Raw genomic sequence first — 21,675 nt, forward strand, 5'->3', positions numbered from 1 at the left:
CGGTCAACAAGTTTTAATGTTTTAGCATCAATAACAAAGGTATTGCCACAGGTCGGCAAGCCTCTGTCGCCAAACGTTTCAATAAACTCTTCAGTGATCCCACAAGAGAAATCCCCAGCGACATCATTGTCAAAACTTARATATATCTGTTGTTCGGACTGGTTCATATAAGCTTKCCCAAAGGAYGCTGCTCGCCTTGCCAGTGGACCATTCACCTCGTCAAAGTTAATGACCTTTTTATTGCCTAATTTRACTAAAATGAGTTCATCTCTTTTTTTTACCACAACTTGAGTACTGTCTTTATCCCACATGACATCATGGATTGATGTCGAAACCTTGCCCAGCGGGGTGATTTCACCGTTGTCTAAGCCATACAACACCGTGCCCTCTTCCTGAGGGATAATAAGATAACGGCCATTCGGTGAACGCGACATATAGATGCCATAATCGATGGTGCCGCTACGAGGTGTGGGAGGTAGCACACCTTCAGGAATCAGCAGCTGAGGGTTAGTGCCGTCAATATTCAACGCCCAATAACTGACTTGTGACTCATCGTCTGGGTTGGCAATCGTAAATAACACTTGCGGAAGTTTGACATTCTCGGTGTTCCAATCCGCCACCTCAGGGTTACTGGGTATTTCAAAATCGTAACGGTATAGCCAATTCCCACCAATAACATTACGAAATTTGTTACTGTAATATCTAGGCTCTTTTTCACGGTACCTTAGTTGATCCGCTAACAATTCTATGCGAGCTTTTTCTGCAAAATAAGGCTTAGTAAAATAATAACCTGCACTGGCCACCATGACGGTCACCATACCTAAGCCAAGTAGTCGTTTCTTTTTCATTGTTTATCCATTGTTATCTATTTTTATATTTGCGCTACAACGACAAATGTCTCCGGTTCTTCCACAGATAAAAGCGAAGCGAGTAATAACTACCTACTGTAGTCGGTGGTTTTAGGCTAAAAGTAAAAAGCGAGCTTAACGCTCGCTTTAATTATGCAGCCTGTTGATAGCCAACATTTCCTTCGGAATAAGATGTATATCTGGATGAGTTAAACAAAAAAGCTGTTACCATTTTATCTAAATTAAAGCTAGTTTGCTCTTCTTGTGCACTAGCCGACAAGTCATTACTACCGTTCACGAAAACAGTGATCGTGCCGTCGGTTAAGCCTGCAATATCCAGGCTCGTGGTCCAGGCACCGTCTGCTCCGACCGTGGCCGTGGCTGACGCGGCTTTCCCGTTCGCATCGATGGCTTTCACCATCACGGTCGCGCCCGACTCAAACCGGGTGCTGCCACCCGCTATCACGACTGCCGAAGCACCGCTGCCGTTCACATCACCACGGTGATCGAGGGTGAGGGTCGGCGTCATTGCCAGTGCGGTCGCCGAGGTAAATGCCTCACCCTGATTGCCCGCGGCATCGCTAAAGCCCTGCAGGGTTAATGCCACACGGCGTGTGTCATCCGCGGCCGGCGCGATCTGCACCGAGCCAGACCATGTTTGACTGGCACTCGCTTGCGGCGTCCACGTAACGACGGCACTGCCCAGTGTTGAACCGGTTGGTGCGGTTACCGCTTTGTCGAACGCGACCGATACCGTCACCGTGTCACCCGCTGCCGCAAAATCTGGCGACATGCGGGTCTTGCTGTCATCAACCGTTGGCTTGGACTGCTCAAACATGAACGTCGTCTGGGCTGGCTCTGCCGTGGCGCGGAGATCGTTCGTGCCAGTGACCGATACCGTGATCGTGCCGTCGGTTAAGCCYGCAATATCCAGGCTCGTGGTCCAGGCACCGTCTGCTCCGACCGTGGCCGTGGCTGACGCGGCTTTCCCGTTCGCATCGATGGCTTTCACCATCACGGTCGCGCCCGACTCAAACCGGGTGCTGCCACCCGCTATCACGACTGCCGARGCACCGCTGCCGTTCACATCACCACGGTGATCGAGGGTGAGGGTCGGCGTGATTGGTAAAAAATGTTCTGAATTAATCTCACCGACATTACCAATAAGATCTTTATACTCACTGACAACTAGGTCAACTTTACGATCCACTGTGCTCGATACAAGCACATCTCCAGACCAGACTGTTTTATCGCTGTTCGGACTAAGCGAGCTAATTAGAGTCGTCCCCAACTTTGCCGTTACCGCTTGCAGCTCTTTATCAAATGTTAATTGCACATTAACCATCTGACCGATCACTTGTTGGGTTGGGTTAAATGTCACTTTAGTCAGCGTTGGTAATATTCCCTCAACGCCAATAACCAAACTATCACCTTTACCCGGGATGGTATTTATACTTTGATAACTACTATCATTAACCTGTATGGTTATATTTTTATTCTGTTTTACTGGGCTGATATATTTGACTGTCCATATCATATTTTCTTTAGTTGTCCATGTTTCACTTTGTAATTGCCCCGTGTCTCCACCGTCGCTAGCTAATAGCTTCACATCCGCCAAATCAAAGTTTGTCACTTCCTCTGAGAACGTGAAAACAAGTGTGACCTCTTCTGCCCCTGCGATTGATGTTTTGTTTTCCGTCGATATGGTTAACTTCGGAATGGTTGCCTCATCAACTACAGCATTAATCGATTTTTCACTTCGGTGTCCGGCTAGATCAGAAGCCATTACCTTCACACTATAATTACCAGGTGGCACTAAGTAGTGCATAACATACAAGTCTGATTCTTTACTCGGTTCAGTGATCGATGTTGGTGTGAATTTAACACCTTCACCGTCAGCAGCTGATGAGGTAACCACACTTAAGTTTTTATCACTGACAAGTGCTTTTACATCTAATCTATATCTACCGTTCTCTGGAACCATGGATATTTGATCGCCATTAATACTTGCTATTATTGGTAATTCGTAATCAACAACTGCCTCAATTCCTTTGGCATCATATTTTTTACCCAATAACGTAAAATTATTGATCTCTCTACCAATTGAATCTTTCACCTTAACCTTAAACTGATAAACAGCCTGTTTATCAGGTGCAAAATTCATTGTATCGTTCGCGGAAGAAAGTGCGAAATCACCAGAATGAATAAAGTCGTCTACCTCACTCGATGTGAAATCCAGACTGTAATGAAGAGCCTTGATCTCTCCACCTTCAATAACCGCAAAAGTGAATGGTTGGCTATCTTGTTTAAACAGAAGTTTTCCCCCTGACAGTTCTACCCCTGCGTCAAAGTTTAGTGTTATCTCCGGAGTCTTAACGTCGATAATTTTTCTGACATTAGATGTCAACCCAACATTATCCGTCGCAATAATATCAACAGTGATGGTACTCAGGCCTTCAATATCAAGTTTATCTAGTTCAAAATAGGTTGATGAACCACTTCCATCTTCCATCTTCTCTTCTTCATGCTTTGGATTAAATACGGAGTACTTAACTTTTTCGAGACCACTCCCAGAGTCAGTAACATCAAAGCGGAAGCGAACCTTCTCAGGTGAAGTTTCTGATTGTGTCATAGTTACATCTTCACCAATCTTAGGTGCTGTATTATCAACACGAATCGAAACTTTATCCTCGCCCGTTTTTGCCCACACATCGTTTGCCGCGACTGAAATCGTTAAAGACTGGCCATCAGACCCTTCAGGAAGTTCACTCGTAAATCTAGAGCATTGATACATACCGCCATCTGGTCCAGAGCACCCTACGACTGGATCAAATTTATTTGAGTTTTCTTTATAACTATAAGATTTATCACCATAATTTACGACAACGTTATCTAAACGCGAGTTTTCATACAGTTTAATTCTGAAATCTACGACAAGTTGTTTTCCATTGATCGTGGCGCTTTCTTCCGGACTAATGATGTCCACATCAACGTTGCCTTGTGGTAATTGCAACAAAAAATTATGATCAGGAGCTACATTATTTGCAACATCAACTAGATTCTTGATCTTATACTTCTGTTCAATACTCAACCCATTAATAATGTCTGAGTACAACTCTGAATAAGTACATGATGTGATATTACCTATGCTCGTAAAACAGCTCTGAGGTGTAAACGATTTATTACCTTGATTCCTAACAAGCTTGGGATACGTGTCTTGGTTAGATATGTCTACCCCTGATAGATCGTCTTGGAAAGTGATGGCGAACGTAAGCATTTTTTGCTGCGCGTCATTAAACCATACATCATCACCCGTGAAATCATACGATTTCTCATTGACAACGGTAGGGACACCAGTGTCCATCATCTTAAAGTTATATTTACTAACGGTTATTTTCCCATTAGTACCTTTCGTCCGGGTGATCAATGCAACTGGAGCCTTTGACATATTGCTACCAGATGTAACAGTACAACTATATGGTTCTTGGGATACATTCAGCACACCTGAGTAAGCGGAGTCATCGCTAGGCACATCATCAGAAGTGTATGCTTCTCGCACCCAGCACTCGAGGGTTTGTGCTTTAACTTCGCCTACAGCATTAAATGTAACGGCTAAAGTACCATCGGAAATATAGTTTTGAAAATCCATCGGTTTCGTGATCGATAGGTTGACACCTTGCCTCTGAACACTAAACGTTTGATTTACTATTCCTATATTTCTATCTTTGTCATCAATATAGCGAACATTGTTATAAACTTTAATGTCAAGCTCATAGCGGCCATCTTGAGAAATCTGAGTGGGTAGTAATGTTGCTTTCCATTTACCGTTACTGCTTTCAACAAAAGTGAAACTCGTACCATTTTCTTGTCCTGAGTACTTATAAGTGGCATCGATTTTATCAACACCACTTTCGTCAACAACATCCAATGTCAGGATAATATTACCGTCACGATTAATAGTATTATTTTTAACAGATGTGCCATCGTCATAGCCCATAGTCAATGATACTTCTGGTTCAGAATTTTTTACTTTAATTCGAAAATCTTCCTCTCCGCTCGTTAACGTTGTATTACCTCGCATATCACTGCCTTTTAGGCGAACAAAATTAATACCATCACTTAAATTACCAAGGTGGATTTTTAGATTTTCATCTGGTTTTGAGCCAGGTGTTGTACCAGGTAGCGGCTCAGTGCCAGCAAATGTCCAGAATTCTAAGCTCTCTTTGTTAACGCCATCAATCGACTGATCACCGTTAGTATTTAGATCTTGGGCGGTCAAGGTAAATACGTAATTACCAAGATAATAATCATTTTCATTAAAACCATTTAAGCCCAAAGTAGGACCATCACGGTCCAAGATGATACTTTTCGTATTAGATTTAGATTCAAAGCCATGTATGTCAACAGTTTGCACGTACAAAGAAGTTGTCTTTTCATCGTCTGAGACTACGATTTTATCAGTATCCGTTTTAGTAAGATCCATAACAAATTTTGAACTAGGATTTGTCGGTAAAATACTCTTTATTGGATCACTCTTCCCCTCTTGAAAAAGGGAAACTTCCGCAATCTTTGAATCATCGGTAACAGATGCAAATTGAACATTGAACTGACGGCCCAATACATAGCTCTCTCCAGATAACACATCTTTTACCCACGGAGTATCGAGAACAATTTCAGGACCAATGTTGTCGACTTTAAATGTGAATAGACCCGTAGTGCTTACATTTACAGGGTAAGCATTATCGGTAGCCGTCACATAAAAACCATTCAATAAATTGTAATCAAACGCATTGGCTGTCAACTGCACTTTTACATCAGGTTGAGTTCCAACCAGATAGGGGTCTTCGCAAGACTCTAATGAAGGATCACAACTCTTGAGCTCAACGGCCTGACCAGACCCACGGCGTAGTTCAATTTTAACGTCACTACCTTGACTTAACGTTCCCCAGTCAATAACAGGAGCCCATAGCGCATTACCGCCTAACCGATTCTGAATTTCTTCACCTTTTACTAATGGACCTTCCGAATCGATATGGATATTGAACCTTGGAGCAGTACTCGTTAGCTCCGACACCGAATTCTCAAGATTATCTTCGGCCTGTACCACCACTAACCAGTCACCATCCCCCGGATAAATCGTCTTACCTTGGTTTGAACATCGGTCACCAGTACATAACTTAACTTTAAAAGACTCCGTTGAGTTTAGAGAAAAATCCGCAGGCTTATATGAAACTTTCTTACCCGTCTGCTGATAAAAGACCAAACCACGCTTGTCCAGCGCATCACCAACAGCATCTTTTAGCTTAAACGTTAACTCGTGTACGTTATTCGCATTCAGATAGTTTTCCTCGGGTAAAGGATCACCGTTCACATCTTTTGGTGGGAAATACAGTGCTTGAGGATAGTCATTATCGACATACAAAGACTCGGTGTATGGTGCTTTTCCGTCATAACCGTATGTATTGCCATGAGAATCCATTGCACTGGCCTCAATAGCAAATTCTATTATGTCTTTAAGATCACTCGATTCCGTATTAATACTATAAATGTACTCTTTTTTGTAACTATTACTATTCGCAGGATCTGAAGTAATACCTACATTAATTGGAATTGATGTATTCGGTTCACTTTTCTTAAACCACATCGTACTAAATAAAGGCTGATGTTCTCCACTTTCTACGATGCCTGAAGGATCTTCCAATAAAATCTTAGATACAACTTCACCAGCAATATAATATTTATTACCAACTTTCGTTGAACGACCACTTTCGATCGTCAGTTTTGGTTGAGGCGGTAATACATCAATACTTTTTCCCGACGTGTCAAATATAGGTCCCCCATCCAAATATGGATTTGCCATTGAAATATCGTCGGCATAGAGCTGAGCGATATTAGAAGCAATGCCATACCTATTAGTCATGAGGTCGTAATAAGATTGAGCTAAATCATTTCTATACGTATCAGAACTAAATTTGTAAAAGTCCAACGTAATCTGACTTCCCCCTGCACCAATACCATTTGCTTTACCATCATAGCTAAAATCATCATAAACAGCGGCAGCAAAATCCAACGAATTATTGCGCGGCATATCCTGCGCCATATCGCCTATTGCCTCGACTAAAAAACGATGAAGATAATCATTAGAAGGATTTTCTGGAATTGGTTTCATCGCTAACATTCGGTTTGTTGCGTATGAAACAACCGTAGGATCAAATCCAAAAAAAGAATTATTGTTCTGTCCAGCTAAAGCACGTTGAACATCGTCCAATATTTTAATTGCTCTCTCAGCCGTTTTTTTTCCTGCTTCTACTTGGTTCCACTTATAGTCAAACAAGCCAGTTTGATAGGCAGAAAGCTCGGTTACATAAAAAGTCTGTGAACCATTTAGTTTGAAATATGCACCAATATTAGCGTTATTAAGATTGACGTTTTCCTTCGCTCCAGTGTCTGTTTTCCATTGATAGTAATACGGATTTGAACCATCTACACCAAGTAACCTCAATCTCATAAAATCATAATTAACAACGTCAGTTGTCGTTTCACAAGTTGCAACATCAAGCGCCAGAATGTTGGAGCCATCTTCTATTTGCTGGATTGATGTGCAACTCGCTAATGATGTAAACTCTCCATTTAAATTTAAACCTTCTAATTGCACTCGTGCACCAATAAAAGGCGTGATGACTGTCATTGTTGGTAAGTCAAAACTGCGACGGAAGTATACCTCTTGAACCGCACTCTGATTATCCGATGCGTCGATGGTTTTAATAACTAACTTTTGGCTGCTATTCTCTGAAGCTGATTTAAAATCTTCGCCTAACGTCTCTCGAACGAAAGGCACGTAATATATAACTTCATCCACTCTTCCATCAGAATGCATTAATGTTTCATGAGGGATTTTTGCAGTAAAGTCATTATCAGACGCGATGGTTTCAATAGTGTTTTGGAGAACGTAATTCCCATCATTCTTCTGACTAACATAATACTCTACCACCAATCGAAGTTTTTCAGCACTTGAACCTAAAACCGTATCATTATTGATATCAGAAACTTTCACTCGAACGTACGGGATTTTATTTTGTTTCAATAAATGCGGATTAAAGTTTTTGAAATCAATTCCTTTAATTGAGTTCTGAATTCCTGAGCTAGCATAAATATAATTTATTTTTAAGTAATCACGAGTTGCCTGTACATTATCAGCAGTGTAAGTGCCTTCTGTATAAAGCCCATCATAGGTACTTCTCTTACCATCAACACTGACATTTACAAACGTCATTGTCGCACCATCAGGGTATGTGACGACTTGAGTTGGACTTTGATCATCTCGACTCACTGAGCGCTCTGCTGAGCCAACATTGCCATTACTATCTGTCGCTTTTATTTCAAAAGTCGTCGTCGATATAAATTCACCCGTAGAGTAAGCTTTGCTAAATTCACAAGCACTTCCTGATTCTACGGTAACAGGAGAGCACGTCAGCTCTTCAGGTAAGCCGCCTTTAAATGAAACGCTAACTGACTTTATATCTTGTGATTCTTCTTTAACTATGCCTTTTAAAATATATTCTTGTAATTGATTATTTATCGCTGTCACTGATGTCACGTCAATAACAGGAGCATCGTTATCCCATTCAAAATTAACGTAATGCCCAGTACCGCTATTTAATGTGAGATCATTTCCTAATACATCTATAGGATAAAATACCAATCGTGCAGCCGTGATATTTGAAATACCTGAGTTAGAGTCGACGTTGTCAATGGCGTTAGTATTAATGCTTACTTTTATCTTCGTATCACGAAGACCTTCATTAAAATCGTTAAACTCAATAGAACAAAATTCACTGCCTGAACTCATAAGGTCGTCACAACGATACTCCTCAGACCAAACACCATTTACCTGATATTCAATATACGCAGAAACACTGCGTACCCCGATGTCATCCGTCAGGGTAATGTCGACTTTATCTGTACCTGCCAGAATATCACTATCCGTTCTCTTTACATTAGGTGCTTGAGTATCAATGCCTATTTTATCTCTTGGTGGGATAACGCCATCGCTTCTGCTGTGTGATCCTAACTCATTTATTTTATTGCCAAAATCAACATATTCCGATGCATCAGTACCAGAAATGTTAAGATTAAGATCATTCACAACAATTAAAACGTGCTGTGCGAGTTCATTGGTGTATACATCACTCGTAATCTTTTTCTGACCAAACGTTAATGGAGACAGTGCACCAGTCAATCCACTGATCTCTTCTCCATTCAAGTAACCGTCAGCAAGTACATCTCGATATTGGATATCGGCTAAATGCAATGATGTATATATATTATCCGAATTACCATATTTGTTGATTAGGTCATGAGCATATGAGGAATATGCAGTAAGCAAAGCACCATATTTGTGCCCTGGTGTAACAAAGCTGCTTTGACCACCTTTGGTAATATCAATTGGTTTAGTTTCATTAACGTTGAAACCGTACATTGCGTTGATGCTATCAAGAGACTCTGAAACCGCGTTTGGACCAGAAATTCCCCTCTTAATATTGTACTTAGTTAGTCCAGCAACAATGTTTGTAAGCGGAGTCAGCATCTGGCGTTGATCGCTTCCATCACGGTAGTTCAGAACACCATCAAGCCTGAGCATTTTACCATCACTAACTGAAACCGTTTCGTGAGTTAAAGGATCGATATAGCTTCCTCCTTGTGCACTCACTAATAATGAGCGAGACGAGGATTCAATCTCAACGTTATAATCGCCAAAAGCATCCGTAGTTGTTGTGGCTAGTTGTCTACCGATCTTCCCATCTTCGAATTCCCAGACATAGACCGTTGAACCGGTAACAGGTGCATCAAAAACATTTCCAGAAATGGTTCCTGTATGTCTTGCTGGAGGGGTATTATCACCGCCTTCACCACCACATGCACTCAATAAAAGTGTTATAACTACAAGACATAACGTCGATCTCAGCATTTTTTTTGTGAACATAGTAATTTGACAGAGTTAATTTTGCCGAGATTATATTATTGTCAAAGATTTTCTCAACATGACATAACAACTGCCAATTTAACCATAAACACCAGCCATATAGTTAAATTACACCCTTCAATGCCTCTTTACTCCATATCAATAATTATTTATTTAGTGAAATGACAGGAATTCGCTCTAATCTAGTGTAATATTTTATTTTAAATATTATAATCTACTCAATTTTTAGTCTCTATGCATATTTTTTATTTAATGACAAGTTTAATATTAAAATGGCGTGCTCAATATATAGCTATCCCTTTTACTATCGTTGCGCTCTCGATACTTGCTGGAATATTTTTCATTACGCATCATCACCTTACGCAAAAAAAAGTTTATAAAACAGCTAATTCACTACATCCTTTTCAGAGCGATGTATCACAAACAGGTGAAAGTGACGTACACAGCCCAAAAATAATTACTGGTTTAATTAATTATTCATTTGTTATATCAATGATAAATTCAGGCTTAACTAAAAATGAAATTAAGTCTTTATTAGACCTAATAGAGAATAAAATTGATATTGTTAGATCGGTTCACAAAGGTGATACATATGCTATAAAAACAAAAGTCAATAGATATAATGAAAAATATATTAGTTCTTTTTACTATTCGGGTAGTAGTATTGACTTATTCGCAATGAGTGGTACTAATCATAATATTTATAACGAATACGGACAAACGATAAATAAAGATCCATATTATGCCTTTCCTCTGGATAAAAACTTCAAAATAAGCTCAGCCTTTAATCTTCAAAGAAAGCATCCCGTGACAAATCTAATAACCCCACATTTAGGAACAGACTTCGCTACCCCTATTGGAACAACCATTCATAGCATTGCTGACGGTGTTGTTATCAAATCGAAATACAATCGTTTTGCAGGAAATTATATCAATATCCGCCACCCAAATGGTTCGGTATCTAGGTATCTTCACCTATCGAAACGAAGCGTTCATGTTGGCGACAAGGTAGCAAAAAAACAAATCATCGGCTTCACAGGTAATAGCGGTAGGACAACCGGACCACACCTACATTTAGAGCTATTAATTAAGGGGGTCCACGTAGACTACGAACGTTACTTTAAAGCTAACGCATCTCCTTCCATTAACACGCATATGCTACTGGCAGCTCAAATCGAACGAGCTGAACTGATTAATGCACTTCACCATCGCTCTATGGCCGACATTTGACCATTAAATGTGTTATTTCGAATGATACTGGCCACTTTAAACGTAGAATTTAGAGAGAGTCAGCACCGCCAATTCTGCGTTGAACAATAACTCTACGCTCTTTCATTACTCTTAGCGCCTAAATACATCAACGAGCACGCATCTCTCACTAGTTATGGTAAACTCTGTGATAAGTATCTGTATGTAAGCTATCTAAAAAAGTATGTGTTCTTTGATAAGAGCTCAGGCACCAGTCATTAGCTTACAATCAATTTTAGTACCCTGCTTATCTATCATCAGGATAGCTAAAGATAATAAAGAGTATAAAAATCAAATGAGTAGTCAAACAATTCAATGGTTCCCGGGCCATATGCACAAGGCTCGTAAAGAGATCGAAGAAGTACTGCCAAAAATCGATGTCATCATTGAAGTCCTTGATGCCCGTATTCCGTTCAGTAGCGAAAACCCACTGATCAAAACCTTCCGCGAAAAAAACGATAAGCCTGTTGTTAAGGTGCTGAACAAGCGAGATCTGGCCGATCCTGAAATGACGCAGCTTTGGATTGATCACCTTGAAAAAGAACAAGGTGTTAAGGCGATTGCGATCACCACGGAAAACCTGAATGAAGTGCATAAGATCATGGAGCTGTGCCGCAAACTGGCCCCACACCGTGAAGACATGGGTAAGAACATTCGCACCATGATCATGGGAATCCCTAACGTCGGCAAGTCAACCATCATCAACGCTTTAGCTGGCCGTACTGTTGCCATCACGGGTAACCAACCTGCGGTGACACGTCAACAACAACGTATTAACCTGCAAAACGGTATTGTGCTGTCTGATACGCCGGGAATCCTGTGGCCAAAAGTAGAAAATCCACATAGTGGTTTCCGCCTTGCTGCGACAGGCGCGGTAAAAGATACGGCAATGGACTACATTGATGTGGCTTTCTTTACCATTGAATACCTGATCACCGCATATCCTGAGCTAATCAAAGCCCGCTATGATCTTGAAGATGATGAACTGCCTGAGACTGAAATTGAGCTAATGGAAGCCATCGGTCGTAAACGCGGTTGTCTAAAGTCAGGTGGCCGTGTTGATTTACATAAGGCTTCTGAGATTCTGATCAATGAACTACGTAATGGCACTTTAGGCAAAATCACAATGGAACGCCCGGAGATGATCACCCAAGAGTTGATTAATGTTGCAATTGAAGCTGACATTAAAAAAGAGCAGCAAATTAAAAAGAAAGAAGAACGCAGAAAACGCTACTTAAAAAACAAACGCTAATCAGATCTTCTTGCTCTGATCACATAAAAGCCATCTGACAGAATACACAGATGGCTTTTTTTCTTACTTGCAGCACTGATTGAAAACAAAGAAAATGTTCCTTATTGGAAACTTTTCGTGCTACTGCCGGTCTGATTCCCCGTTAATAATGAATCATGTGTTTGATTATATTCAGCTAAACAAGCAAGAGAGACGAATGCACACCCAACTTAATCACTATCAGCTTGCGAGATATGCGCTTTGGCTTGTCACCTTAGTGATTTTTGTCTGTTCCAGCCAGAATATTGGTCTCAATTCAACGTGCTCGTTACAGCAATCTGCTGATCCCATTTCATATTCAATGCCCACTCAGAAACTGGAACACAGCCAGAGCGGTGCTAGGTCTGCTGATGCTGATGGTGTCGCCATCTCTGAGCAATGTTCATTGAGCGATCATCTGCTCCAAATTCACCAGCAACAACTTGAACAGGCCATTGTTTGCTTCATTTTTATCGTTCTGACCTTTGTCCTTTTTGCGGGACCAAGCATCGTTACTCCTAAGTTAACCGAGCCCATCCCTCCAACCCGACGGCGTCATCTTACATTATGTGTCTTCCGGGAATAAAACCGGCAGCTATCCCTCTGGCTAACGCCAGACACTTTGTTGTTTTTTATTCTTGGAGTTTTTACATTGATATACCGATTATTCAACACCTTTACCCCTGTTGCCTTTCTTCTGGCGATGGTCAGTGCTTTCTTTTCAGTAACAGCCTCTGCCACTGAATACTCAACAGGATGGCTTGATAACCCTGATCATCCACCTATCCAAATCCGCTATATGCTGACAGGCCAGAGTGATACGGCGAATCACACAGTCGAAGCATTATTAGAAGTGAAACTGGATACCGATTGGAAAACCTATTGGCGCAGTCCAGGCGAAGGCGGTGTTGCACCTACCATTAACTGGGCGCTATCGAGCAACCTCAAAGAGGCGGAATGGCACTGGCCACTGCCGAAACGGTATGAGTTCCTTGGGGTCGAAACCCTTGGCTATAAGCACCACATCATATTCCCGATGACCCTGCACATCAAAGACATGAGCAAACCCGTCTTTTTATCTGGTGTGCTCACCATGTCGTCTTGCACCAATATCTGTGTATTAACGGATTACGAATTATCGTTAAGCTTCCGCCCTGCTGATCTTCAATATAATGAAGAAGCCATGCACTTATATAATCAGGGTATGAGCAGCGTGCCTAAGGCACAAGCCTCTGTCACCATTGATACGGCATCATGGAATAAAGACAAACGTGAACTGACCGTTGTGGCGACAAATTCACTGGGATGGCAGCATCCGGATCTTTTTGTAGATGGCCGGTCACAAAATGTCCAAGATGCCTCATTCCTTCAGCCAACCATTGATGTTGATGGCAATACCCTTGTCGCTACAATACCTGTCAGTAGCTGGTTTGGTGAACCTAAATTACTCGGGGAAACACTAAATATTACAATCAGCGATGTCAGTTTTGCTGTTGAAGAGTCAGTTGTTGCCAGTGATCAACCTGTGACCATCACACTCGCTAATCAATCAAGCTTATGGGAAATCATTGGCTTTGCCCTACTGGGCGGCCTCATTCTGAACGTTATGCCATGCGTATTGCCAGTATTGGGAATGAAGCTGAGCAGTGTTATCGCGGCCAAAGGCCTTAAAAAACGTCAGATCCGTATGCAATTTCTCTCTTCAGCAGCGGGGATCCTAACCTCTTTCTGGCTACTGGCAGGCTTTTTGATCATCTTAAAACTATCCGGTCAGGCGCTGGGTTGGGGGGTACAATTCCAAAGCCCGTACTTTATCGGTGCAATGATCGTGATCACCGGCCTGTTCGCTGCCAATATGTTAGGCCTCTTTGAAATCCGTTTATCCAGTAATACCAATACCTGGATGGCAACCAAAGGGGATGATTCCTATCTGGGGCATTTTATCCAAGGCATGTTTGCAACCCTACTGGCAACGCCATGCAGTGCGCCATTCCTTGGTACGGCTGTCGCCTTTGCTCTAGGTGCGAATATTGTAACCCTCATTGCAATATTTACAGCCTTAGCTATCGGGATGGCGGCACCTTGGCTAATCATTGCCCTGTTCCCGCGTTTAGCTGGGCTCCTGCCTAAACCCGGTGCATGGATGGATAAAGTCAAAACACTATTTGGCCTCATGATGCTGGCCACCAGCCTCTGGCTACTCAGCCTGATGACAAACTTTCTGAGTGCGGCGATTGTAGCTGCTATCGGTGCCACCATGGTCATTGCTTTGTTATGGCGTCTTGGTAAAGCAAAAGGCCGTAAGCCTGTTATCCTCGCCCTTGCATTCATTTTGTTTGGGACAGGGGGCGGACTCATCGCTGGGAGCATGACTGCAGATAAATGGTCTACGCCACTTCCACAAGATCATGTCTGGCAACCATTGAATGTAGAAGCGATTGATCAGTATGTTACATCAGGAAAAACGGTTGTCGTTGATGTCACTGCAGACTGGTGCATTACCTGTAAGGTGAATAAAGTCAGCGTACTACTACAAGACCCCATCTACACGAAGCTGGCACAAGATAATGTCGTACTCATGCGTGGTGACTGGACTAAACCTTCTGATTATGTGACGGGGTTCCTCCGGGCCAACGGCCGTTTTGGCGTGCCGTTTAATATTGTCTACGGCCCGAATGCTCCAACGGGGATCCCTTTACCTGTGATCTTAACCAACGAGCAGGTCCTATCAGCAATGAATAAAGCGCAGGGAGGCCGTCAGTAATGACGAAGAGCATCAAGAATGCGACCAACAAGCCGCCGCTATCACGAGGTAAACGCTGGTTTAAAGAAGCCATAATGATGCTTATCGTCTTTCTCGTGATCAGTCTCGGTCTGGATATCTGGCGCAGCCAAAATATGCCAACGGATAAAATCCCGGCGCTTATCATGCAGTCAACACACGGTGACACTGTCGACCTTGTTGCACGCAGCCACAAAGCGCCGGTGATGGTCTACTTCTGGGGAACATGGTGCTCAGTCTGCCGTTTTGTGAGTCCGACAATTAACTGGCTTGACGATAATCATGATGTTATCTCTGTCGCGGTAAACTCTGGTGATAACAAGCGCTTAAATGGCTATCTCAAGCACCACGGTTATCAGTTTGAAACCATCAATGATAATCGCTCTGCCATCATGAAAGCATGGGGGGTCAGTGCGGTGCCAACGGTGATTATTCTAAAAGATGGTAAGGTAAAATCCATTACAACAGGGTTTAGTACCCCGCCCGGCTTATGGTTTAGAATGCTAGTCGCTAAATAACTATAAAGCCCAACCATTTATTTTATGGCTGGGCTTTAACATGATCACTTACAGATAGTGACTACTCCCACTCCCAATGCCTTCCGTCATGAGCCTGAGAAAACATCATTCGATACCCACTGATATTTTGGTGAGGGATATCCTTCATGATCTTGTGAAACTGTTGGTTATCCACATGGATCAGATTTTCATGATCACCAGACTCGATATATAGCTCGTTCTGCTCGAGCAGAAGGTCATCAACAAGCATATTGACTTGATAAGCCTGCCCAATCGATGGAACCGCCCCCGGTTCACAATCTTGAAAGATGGTCGACAGTTCATGTTCACCAATCAAAAAATATTGTTTCCCCGTCATGCGATTGATTTTATCGATCATAACCCGACGGTTAGAGGGAACTACCGCCATCATGAATTCACCTTTTTGATCTTTCAACATTACCGCCTTCGCCACTTGGCTAGTTGGAACATGCGAAGAGATGGCAGAGCTGAATGAGGTATCAGTGTGCTTGTGTGGTGTGAGACTAAAATCAACATTATGACTGTTGAGAAATTGCCCGACTGTAATTGCCATAGCCATAGGATCACCTCCAAGATTCATGACCAAGGACACCATAGTCGTTACCACTGTCCATTGGTCTTTTCCTATAGCCTCAGTATGGGAGGGGTTAACCATTTTCGCGAGTAATCTATCCGACTAATTGTGTAAACTTTTGCCCACATAGCCGCAGCAACGACTATTGCACCATCGCAGCAAAAAGGAGGTTAATCAATAATCCGACGTGCCTGCCAATAAACGCTCCGCCAATAAGGATTCTTGAGACTAGAAATGATGACACCTTGTGAAGTTGATGCATGAAGAAAGCGAGCATCACCGACATAAATACCAACATGACGAAGTGCTCGCCCTGTTTTAAAAAATACCAAATCACCTTTTGCAAGCTGTGCGTAATCAACCCACTTGCCCATCTTTACCTGTTGATTCGTCGTACGAGGAAGCGATAAATTCATCACTTCAGCATAACCAACTTGAACAAATGCGGAGCAATCAATACCTGCACGACTTACGCCACCGAGCTGATAAGGCGTTCCTCGCCACTGACGGTAAACGTTATCAAATGTTTGAGAGTCAGCTTGAGATGCACTCATCGGTAAATTGGTCTGTTTTGAACCGTCTTTCGTGTCATTAAATTCAATCGCTGATTTTGCTAATGAATCAGGATCAGAGGTACACCCAGCTAACACCATAATAGCGACTAAGAATAATGACTGTTTCATCACCGAGGCAGATCCTTCATTGCAACTTACGCTCCCCATCCGATAACGAATTTTCGGCGTTCGATCAAGCAACCTCATGGCGCTTTTCTATACCACAAAATTTTACCAATTTAGCTGGCCTTCAACTACCCTCGGGTAAAAACTTGACATTCACTGATGAAAAAACAGCCAAGCTTCGACGTCCAGCTCACAACACCCGATGCGCTTCACGCTTGTTTACTGCATACCAGTCGAGAACGTTATTTCCCCTTGTAGCATTGTCATTAACACTTTTGCCGTGGCGATCTCTTCCACTGAAATTGTCGTCAAATTCTTATCGATCATGACGATATCGGCTGATTTACCAATAACAATACTACCGGTAATTGATTCGATCCCTAGCGCCTTTGCTGGCTCTATGGTGTAACTCTCTATTGCACGGTGAATATCATTAAGACCTGTCGAGCCTAACTTAAGGTTTTCACTAATACGTACTAATGGCGGCAAGAAAGTGCGATCATATCCACCACTGCTTAACGCAACGCTGGCACCATGCTTGATGAGGTCTTCTATTTTTATCATTTGAATTTTGTCATCGGCACTATTATCGAGATGTACAAAGTTGCTGCATTCAAACTGATTATGCTCTATATCTGAGCTAAAACTCGCGGTAATTCCATTTTGCCTAAATAACGGATACAAATCGGTATTGATAAAATGCATACCCGTGAGAATAAAGCGCTGATCATCCCCTTGTCTTCTCGCATTTTGAATCGAATATAACGCAGCCTCTACCGCCGCATCACCTTCGGCATACATGTAAGCCCCATAGCCTATTTCATCCAATCGATGAAGCCATGAGTTCAGCTCTGTCGGGGAAAAATAGAATAACCCTTTGGGCTCATTGCTGATTTTAGGATTACGATAGGGCTTACTTATCCGTGCAGTTCCAAACTCATGCTGGCCATCTATATTGAGCATCACCTGATTAATGATCAGTTTGGAGCTGAGATCGTTACGATAAATTTTGCTTAACCCTATCAACTGCGCATTTACCCCCTGATTGGGTGATAAACGCGGTCTGACTGAAACTCGAAAATCAAGTTGGTCTGCCTGTTCAAGATGCTCCCAGAACAGCATATTGCTCTTCTTCCAAAGACTCTCCGCTTCACCGATACTGGTCACTCCATGCCGCTGTAACCTTTCAGCTGCCGTTGGATAACGTTTCAATAGTTCACGGTGTGAAATATGATGAGTTTCTAGCGCCTTCTCTAATACGGCCTCTGTAAGCGATCCTAACAGCACCCCATTTGGGTTATTCAGATCTGAACGGAGGATCCTGCCCCCTATAGGATCCAGCGTATTGCGGTCAATCCTCATACGTTCTAACGCACTGGAATTAAGCCACAAAACAGACGTATGAGGTTCACAGATCACAACAGGCCTATCAGGAAAGTGACCATCAAGCCATTGCCTTGGGGTTTGCCCGTCAAGATCAGTGTCTAATAATCCCTTGCTATGCCCAATCAACCACTTTTCAAACTTAAGTTGCTGATTAATCACTAAGCAATCTTCGAGACCAGATAAACCACCATGAGGATTTAACACACAGGCAACGTTCCCAAAACTGATGTTATCAAAAAGATGGGTATGAAGTTCAATGAAACCTGGGTATATCGATGCGCCGTTTGCATCAATATGATGAGTAGCCTGATTAACCAGTGGAGTCACCTCGTTGAAGGAACCAAGGTAACTGAATTTGCCATCGGTGATACCAACAACCGTGTCTGACGGCATGTTATAAACGTGCCCCCCTGTGATGAGTATATCGAGGGCTTGCCTAGCGTTAGCGACTCCAGCCAACAAACTAGACAACATCACACTCATAAGAAGTCGAATAAAAAAGGGGGTCATCTCTTACCTTGTATGTATCAATTCACACGAGTTACACATAAGTTTATAAGAAGCATATTACTCGCTATAAACCATCGTTTCAGGAAAAATATGTCTCTTAAAATTACATTAAAACCTGAATATAGCCAAGCAATTATCGTTCAAAATCATATACTTCTTGAACAAAACGATTAAAACATACATATTCAACTGGTCTTATAAGCTAAAAAAACTCATAATGTTTATAGTTTTATAATAAATCGCTAAGGAGTGAGCGTGCTTCCCTTTTTCCGCATTGTCCTCGCAGTCATTTTTATCATTTTTACCACCCTTTTCGCCCTACCCTATTGCTGCCTGTTTAAACCAAGAAATCCAAAGCATGTTCACTTTTTTTGTCGTTGGTTTAACCAGCTACATAAGATCATAGGGCTGGAGCTTATCCATCGAGGTAAAGAAAAAGTCAGCGATATACCCAATGCTGTCTATATTTCTAACCATCAAAATATTTTTGATTTTGTCACATCACCAGGAATGCTACCCCCTAGAACGGTTTCCATTGGTAAAAAAAGCTTATTATGGGTTCCTTTTTTTGGTCAACTCTATTGGATAACAGGCAACATTCTGATTGATCGTGAAAACAAATCAAAGGCCAATGGCACTATCCAGCAAGTTGCGGAGGCGATACACAAAAGAAACCTGTCAGTATGGATGTATCCAGAAGGTACACGAAGTAAGGGGCGTGGATTGTTACCGTTCAAAACTGGGGCATTCCGAATGGCCATTGAAGCAGGTGTGCCCATTGTACCAATGTGTGTTAGCTCCATTCACGAGAAAATCTCACTGTCGAACAGAGATAACGGTATTGTCATTGCTGAAATGATGGAGCCGATTGACGTATCAAGCTATAGCATCAAGGATGCCCGCCAATTAGCGGATCATTGCCACCAACTGATGGCAAACAAAATTGCCGAACTAGATAGCGAAGTCGTACAAAGGGAGCAAGAACGTTCAGCAAGTAAAGTAAACGTTAGTTAATTAGCTGTATCCCATATTTCAGGCTTCCCCTGAATCAACAGGGGAAGCTTAATATTCAGATATCGCGGACTACTAATATTTCGCAATAACCCACTACCTTTCGGCAAAGCGAAATAAACTGTCAATCATGATCGGGCATACGCCCACTTGATGCACCACATCTTCAGCTTGTTTGAGGCTATCATAGCAACAGGGAATGCCATAAGTGTCCGTAATTGGGTAATCATTGCCATTCTCATCGATAAAGTGAACACTCCAACCGGCACTCAGGAAGTCATGCACTAAGCGTGCTTCAACTATCACCTGAGCCACCAAAAGCTGACGACACTCAGAAAGAACCATTCTCGACCTCCTACGGATACGCCCATCAGGTGTTAATCAGTAAAAGTATAGCAAGCCGGTCATAACCTTTAGCGATCACCGTTCACGCCCATCAAGGTTAAAAGCGGTCAAGCCATTGCACAAGAATGACCCAAATGTCCTTGGACTGTTCAATATTTCGATAAAACAAAGGGCTATCGACAATGTCGTATAGCCCTTAATCAACCCGCTTATATTAAGCCGGTAGATAAAACAAATTATAGGTATAACTTAGCTACGTCAGAAGGCTCTTGCTCTGTACCTTCTAGCTGAGCATTCCAGTTTAAGCCAACCAGCACGCCATCTTCAGCAAGTGTGATCATCCAATCTTCCACAAATACATCAAGAGGGATCATAACAGCAACAAACTCTGCCCACTCATCAACACAATGAAGCACTGCATCTTCCTGATTAGACCAAAACGGCATTACTTCTGATTCTTCGAACTCACTAGAGTCAACAGAAAGCCAGCCACCCTCTTCATTACACAGGCCCCAAATCTGCAGGGTCTCTTTCGTTTCTGCAACAAATAGTTCACTGTTTGCTTTAATATCTGCGGTTAACTTAGTCATTCTATTCTCGCTTGTCTTTTATATGTGACATCAACGACTTGATGCCCGCCTATGATACCAGAATTTGCTTCAGGTATACCCATTCTAATCTGCTCCAGCGCCAAATTTATCATTCTGAGCATAACTATAGCCAAACGACAAGAATCACACACTCTACGGTAATGATACTTACGCGCTTAGAATTAGACCTTGATGATATTCAATTCGCTATACTAGATCAGGCAACCCGAGTTATCGTCGGTTTTTTCTCAGTCACTGAAGCAGTTACGAGGTATGTATATGGCAACAGCCGATTGGCTTACTCACCTCAATAGCCTAACAATGCTATGTCCACGTTCACATCTTATTGAGGCGCATGAATTCTTAGGTGATAGTATTGAGAATAAAGTGGCAGTCGATTGTGCTTGTGGTACAGGCCGAGACACCCTTTATTTGCTCGAAAAAGGCTACAAAGTCTATGCCTTTGATAATGATCTCCCCAGGCTAGATATTCTGGCACAACACCCCCTCACAGGATCGAACCCAAATCTTGATATACAAATCAGTAGCTTTGCTGAATACCAATTTCCTAAATCACATTTAATTAATGCCAGCGCCTGCCTGTTTTTTTGTACACCAACTGATTTCAGTATTCTCTGGCGAAACATCCACCAATATCTTGAAAACAATGGGATTTTTTGTGGCCATTTTTTGGGCAATGATACTTTAGAAGAAAATGAAAAACTGCCTATACTGACTCACAGCCAACGTGAACTTGAGCAGCTTTTCTCTGATTTCTACATCATTTCGTGGAAGAAAAAACAAGAGTATTCAAGCAACCTTACCGGGAAAAAACGTCTGTGGTTGATACATACCATTATCGCATTAAAAAAATAATTCACTGTAAATTATAGAGAAGTAAAATATCAC

14 protein-coding genes are annotated in these 21,675 nt (G+C 42.2%); 7 read left to right on the forward strand and 7 right to left on the reverse strand.

Going from position 1 to position 21,675, the window contains the following annotated elements; all coding sequences use genetic code 11:
• Window positions 1-848 (reverse strand): hypothetical protein (locus tag L4D12_RS12795; RefSeq protein WP_428448234.1); only part of this gene is annotated, 848 nt, incomplete at its 3' end.
• 151 nt (window positions 849-999) lie between these two features.
• Window positions 1,000-9,831, reverse strand: coding sequence for a tandem large repeat (locus L4D12_RS12800; protein WP_428448235.1), 8,832 nt, complete (start codon window positions 9,829-9,831; stop codon window positions 1,000-1,002).
• A gap of 252 nt (window positions 9,832-10,083) precedes the next feature.
• On the opposite strand from L4D12_RS12800, the gene L4D12_RS12805 reads away from it, so the two are divergent.
• The 5 genes from L4D12_RS12805 (at window position 10,084) to L4D12_RS12825 (ending at window position 15,649) form a co-directional block, all read left to right on the forward strand.
• A complete protein-coding gene (locus L4D12_RS12805) occupies window positions 10,084-11,061 on the forward strand; it encodes a peptidoglycan DD-metalloendopeptidase family protein (protein ID WP_428448236.1) in 978 nt (325 codons plus the stop codon).
• Window positions 11,062-11,374: 313 nt separating this feature from the next.
• Window positions 11,375-12,331 (forward strand): ribosome biogenesis GTPase YlqF, encoded by a 957-nt coding sequence (ylqF, locus tag L4D12_RS12810; protein WP_428448237.1) that lies wholly within the window; start codon window positions 11,375-11,377, stop codon window positions 12,329-12,331.
• A gap of 196 nt (window positions 12,332-12,527) precedes the next feature.
• Window positions 12,528-12,935 (forward strand): hypothetical protein, encoded by a 408-nt coding sequence (locus L4D12_RS12815; RefSeq protein ID WP_428448238.1) that lies wholly within the window; start codon window positions 12,528-12,530, stop codon window positions 12,933-12,935.
• A gap of 117 nt (window positions 12,936-13,052) precedes the next feature.
• A complete protein-coding gene (locus L4D12_RS12820; RefSeq protein WP_428448327.1) occupies window positions 13,053-15,113 on the forward strand; it encodes a cytochrome c biogenesis protein CcdA in 2,061 nt (686 codons plus the stop codon).
• Window positions 15,113-15,649: a protein disulfide oxidoreductase gene (locus tag L4D12_RS12825; protein WP_428448239.1), complete on the forward strand. Its 537-nt coding sequence runs from the start codon at window positions 15,113-15,115 to the stop codon at window positions 15,647-15,649. The genes L4D12_RS12820 and L4D12_RS12825 overlap by 1 nt, the downstream gene beginning before the upstream one ends.
• 61 nt (window positions 15,650-15,710) lie before the next feature.
• Here the strand turns inward: L4D12_RS12825 and L4D12_RS12830 are convergent, their stop codons facing one another.
• The 3 genes from L4D12_RS12830 to L4D12_RS12840 form a co-directional block, all read right to left on the reverse strand.
• The gene (locus L4D12_RS12830; RefSeq protein WP_428448240.1) at window positions 15,711-16,229 is read right to left on the reverse strand and encodes an aminoacyl-tRNA deacylase; all 519 of its coding nucleotides are present in this window, start codon (window positions 16,227-16,229) and stop codon (window positions 15,711-15,713) included.
• Window positions 16,230-16,414: 185 nt separating this feature from the next.
• The gene (locus L4D12_RS12835) at window positions 16,415-16,927 is read right to left on the reverse strand and encodes an NlpC/P60 family protein (RefSeq protein ID WP_428448241.1); all 513 of its coding nucleotides are present in this window, start codon (window positions 16,925-16,927) and stop codon (window positions 16,415-16,417) included.
• Between the two features lie 216 nt (window positions 16,928-17,143).
• A complete protein-coding gene (locus tag L4D12_RS12840) occupies window positions 17,144-18,820 on the reverse strand; it encodes an amidohydrolase (RefSeq protein WP_428448242.1) in 1,677 nt (558 codons plus the stop codon).
• A 255-nt stretch (window positions 18,821-19,075) separates the two neighbouring features.
• On the opposite strand from L4D12_RS12840, the gene L4D12_RS12845 reads away from it, so the two are divergent.
• Window positions 19,076-19,834, forward strand: a complete 759-nt coding sequence (locus L4D12_RS12845; protein WP_428448243.1) for a 1-acylglycerol-3-phosphate O-acyltransferase — start codon at window positions 19,076-19,078, stop codon at window positions 19,832-19,834.
• 93 nt (window positions 19,835-19,927) lie between these two features.
• On the opposite strand, the gene L4D12_RS12850 is transcribed toward L4D12_RS12845, so the two are convergent.
• The gene (locus L4D12_RS12850) at window positions 19,928-20,176 is read right to left on the reverse strand and encodes a hypothetical protein (RefSeq protein WP_428448244.1); all 249 of its coding nucleotides are present in this window, start codon (window positions 20,174-20,176) and stop codon (window positions 19,928-19,930) included.
• A gap of 236 nt (window positions 20,177-20,412) precedes the next feature.
• On the reverse strand, window positions 20,413-20,766 hold the full coding sequence (locus tag L4D12_RS12855; protein WP_428448245.1) for a DUF2750 domain-containing protein: 354 nt from the start codon (window positions 20,764-20,766) through the stop codon (window positions 20,413-20,415).
• A 279-nt stretch (window positions 20,767-21,045) separates the two neighbouring features.
• On the opposite strand from L4D12_RS12855, the gene L4D12_RS12860 reads away from it, so the two are divergent.
• Window positions 21,046-21,642: a class I SAM-dependent methyltransferase gene (locus L4D12_RS12860; RefSeq protein ID WP_428448246.1), complete on the forward strand. Its 597-nt coding sequence runs from the start codon at window positions 21,046-21,048 to the stop codon at window positions 21,640-21,642.
• Window positions 21,643-21,675 lie beyond the last annotated feature (33 nt).

Origin of the sequence: Photobacterium nomapromontoriensis (assembly GCF_050336815.1) — a bacterium.
GTDB classification, from domain to species: Bacteria; Pseudomonadota; Gammaproteobacteria; order Enterobacterales; family Vibrionaceae; genus Photobacterium; species Photobacterium nomapromontoriensis.

Excerpts from the sequence above, each read along its gene's own strand:
- L4D12_RS12835 (WP_428448241.1), bottom strand. The coding sequence starts at position 16,927 with ATGAAACAGTCATTATTCTTAGTCGCTATTATGGTGTTAGCTGGGTGT.
- L4D12_RS12850 (WP_428448244.1), bottom strand. The coding sequence starts at position 20,176 with ATGGTTCTTTCTGAGTGTCGTCAGCTTTTGGTGGCTCAGGTGATAGTT.
- L4D12_RS12855 (WP_428448245.1), bottom strand. The coding sequence starts at position 20,766 with ATGACTAAGTTAACCGCAGATATTAAAGCAAACAGTGAACTATTTGTT.
- L4D12_RS12840 (WP_428448242.1), bottom strand. The coding sequence starts at position 18,820 with ATGACCCCCTTTTTTATTCGACTTCTTATGAGTGTGATGTTGTCTAGT.
- L4D12_RS12830 (WP_428448240.1), bottom strand. The coding sequence starts at position 16,229 with ATGGCTATGGCAATTACAGTCGGGCAATTTCTCAACAGTCATAATGTT.
- ylqF (WP_428448237.1), top strand. The coding sequence starts at position 11,375 with ATGAGTAGTCAAACAATTCAATGGTTCCCGGGCCATATGCACAAGGCT.
- L4D12_RS12820 (WP_428448327.1), top strand. The coding sequence starts at position 13,053 with ATGGTCAGTGCTTTCTTTTCAGTAACAGCCTCTGCCACTGAATACTCA.
- L4D12_RS12860 (WP_428448246.1), top strand. The coding sequence starts at position 21,046 with ATGGCAACAGCCGATTGGCTTACTCACCTCAATAGCCTAACAATGCTA.
- L4D12_RS12825 (WP_428448239.1), top strand. The coding sequence starts at position 15,113 with ATGACGAAGAGCATCAAGAATGCGACCAACAAGCCGCCGCTATCACGA.
- L4D12_RS12805 (WP_428448236.1), top strand. The coding sequence starts at position 10,084 with ATGACAAGTTTAATATTAAAATGGCGTGCTCAATATATAGCTATCCCT.
- L4D12_RS12815 (WP_428448238.1), top strand. The coding sequence starts at position 12,528 with ATGCACACCCAACTTAATCACTATCAGCTTGCGAGATATGCGCTTTGG.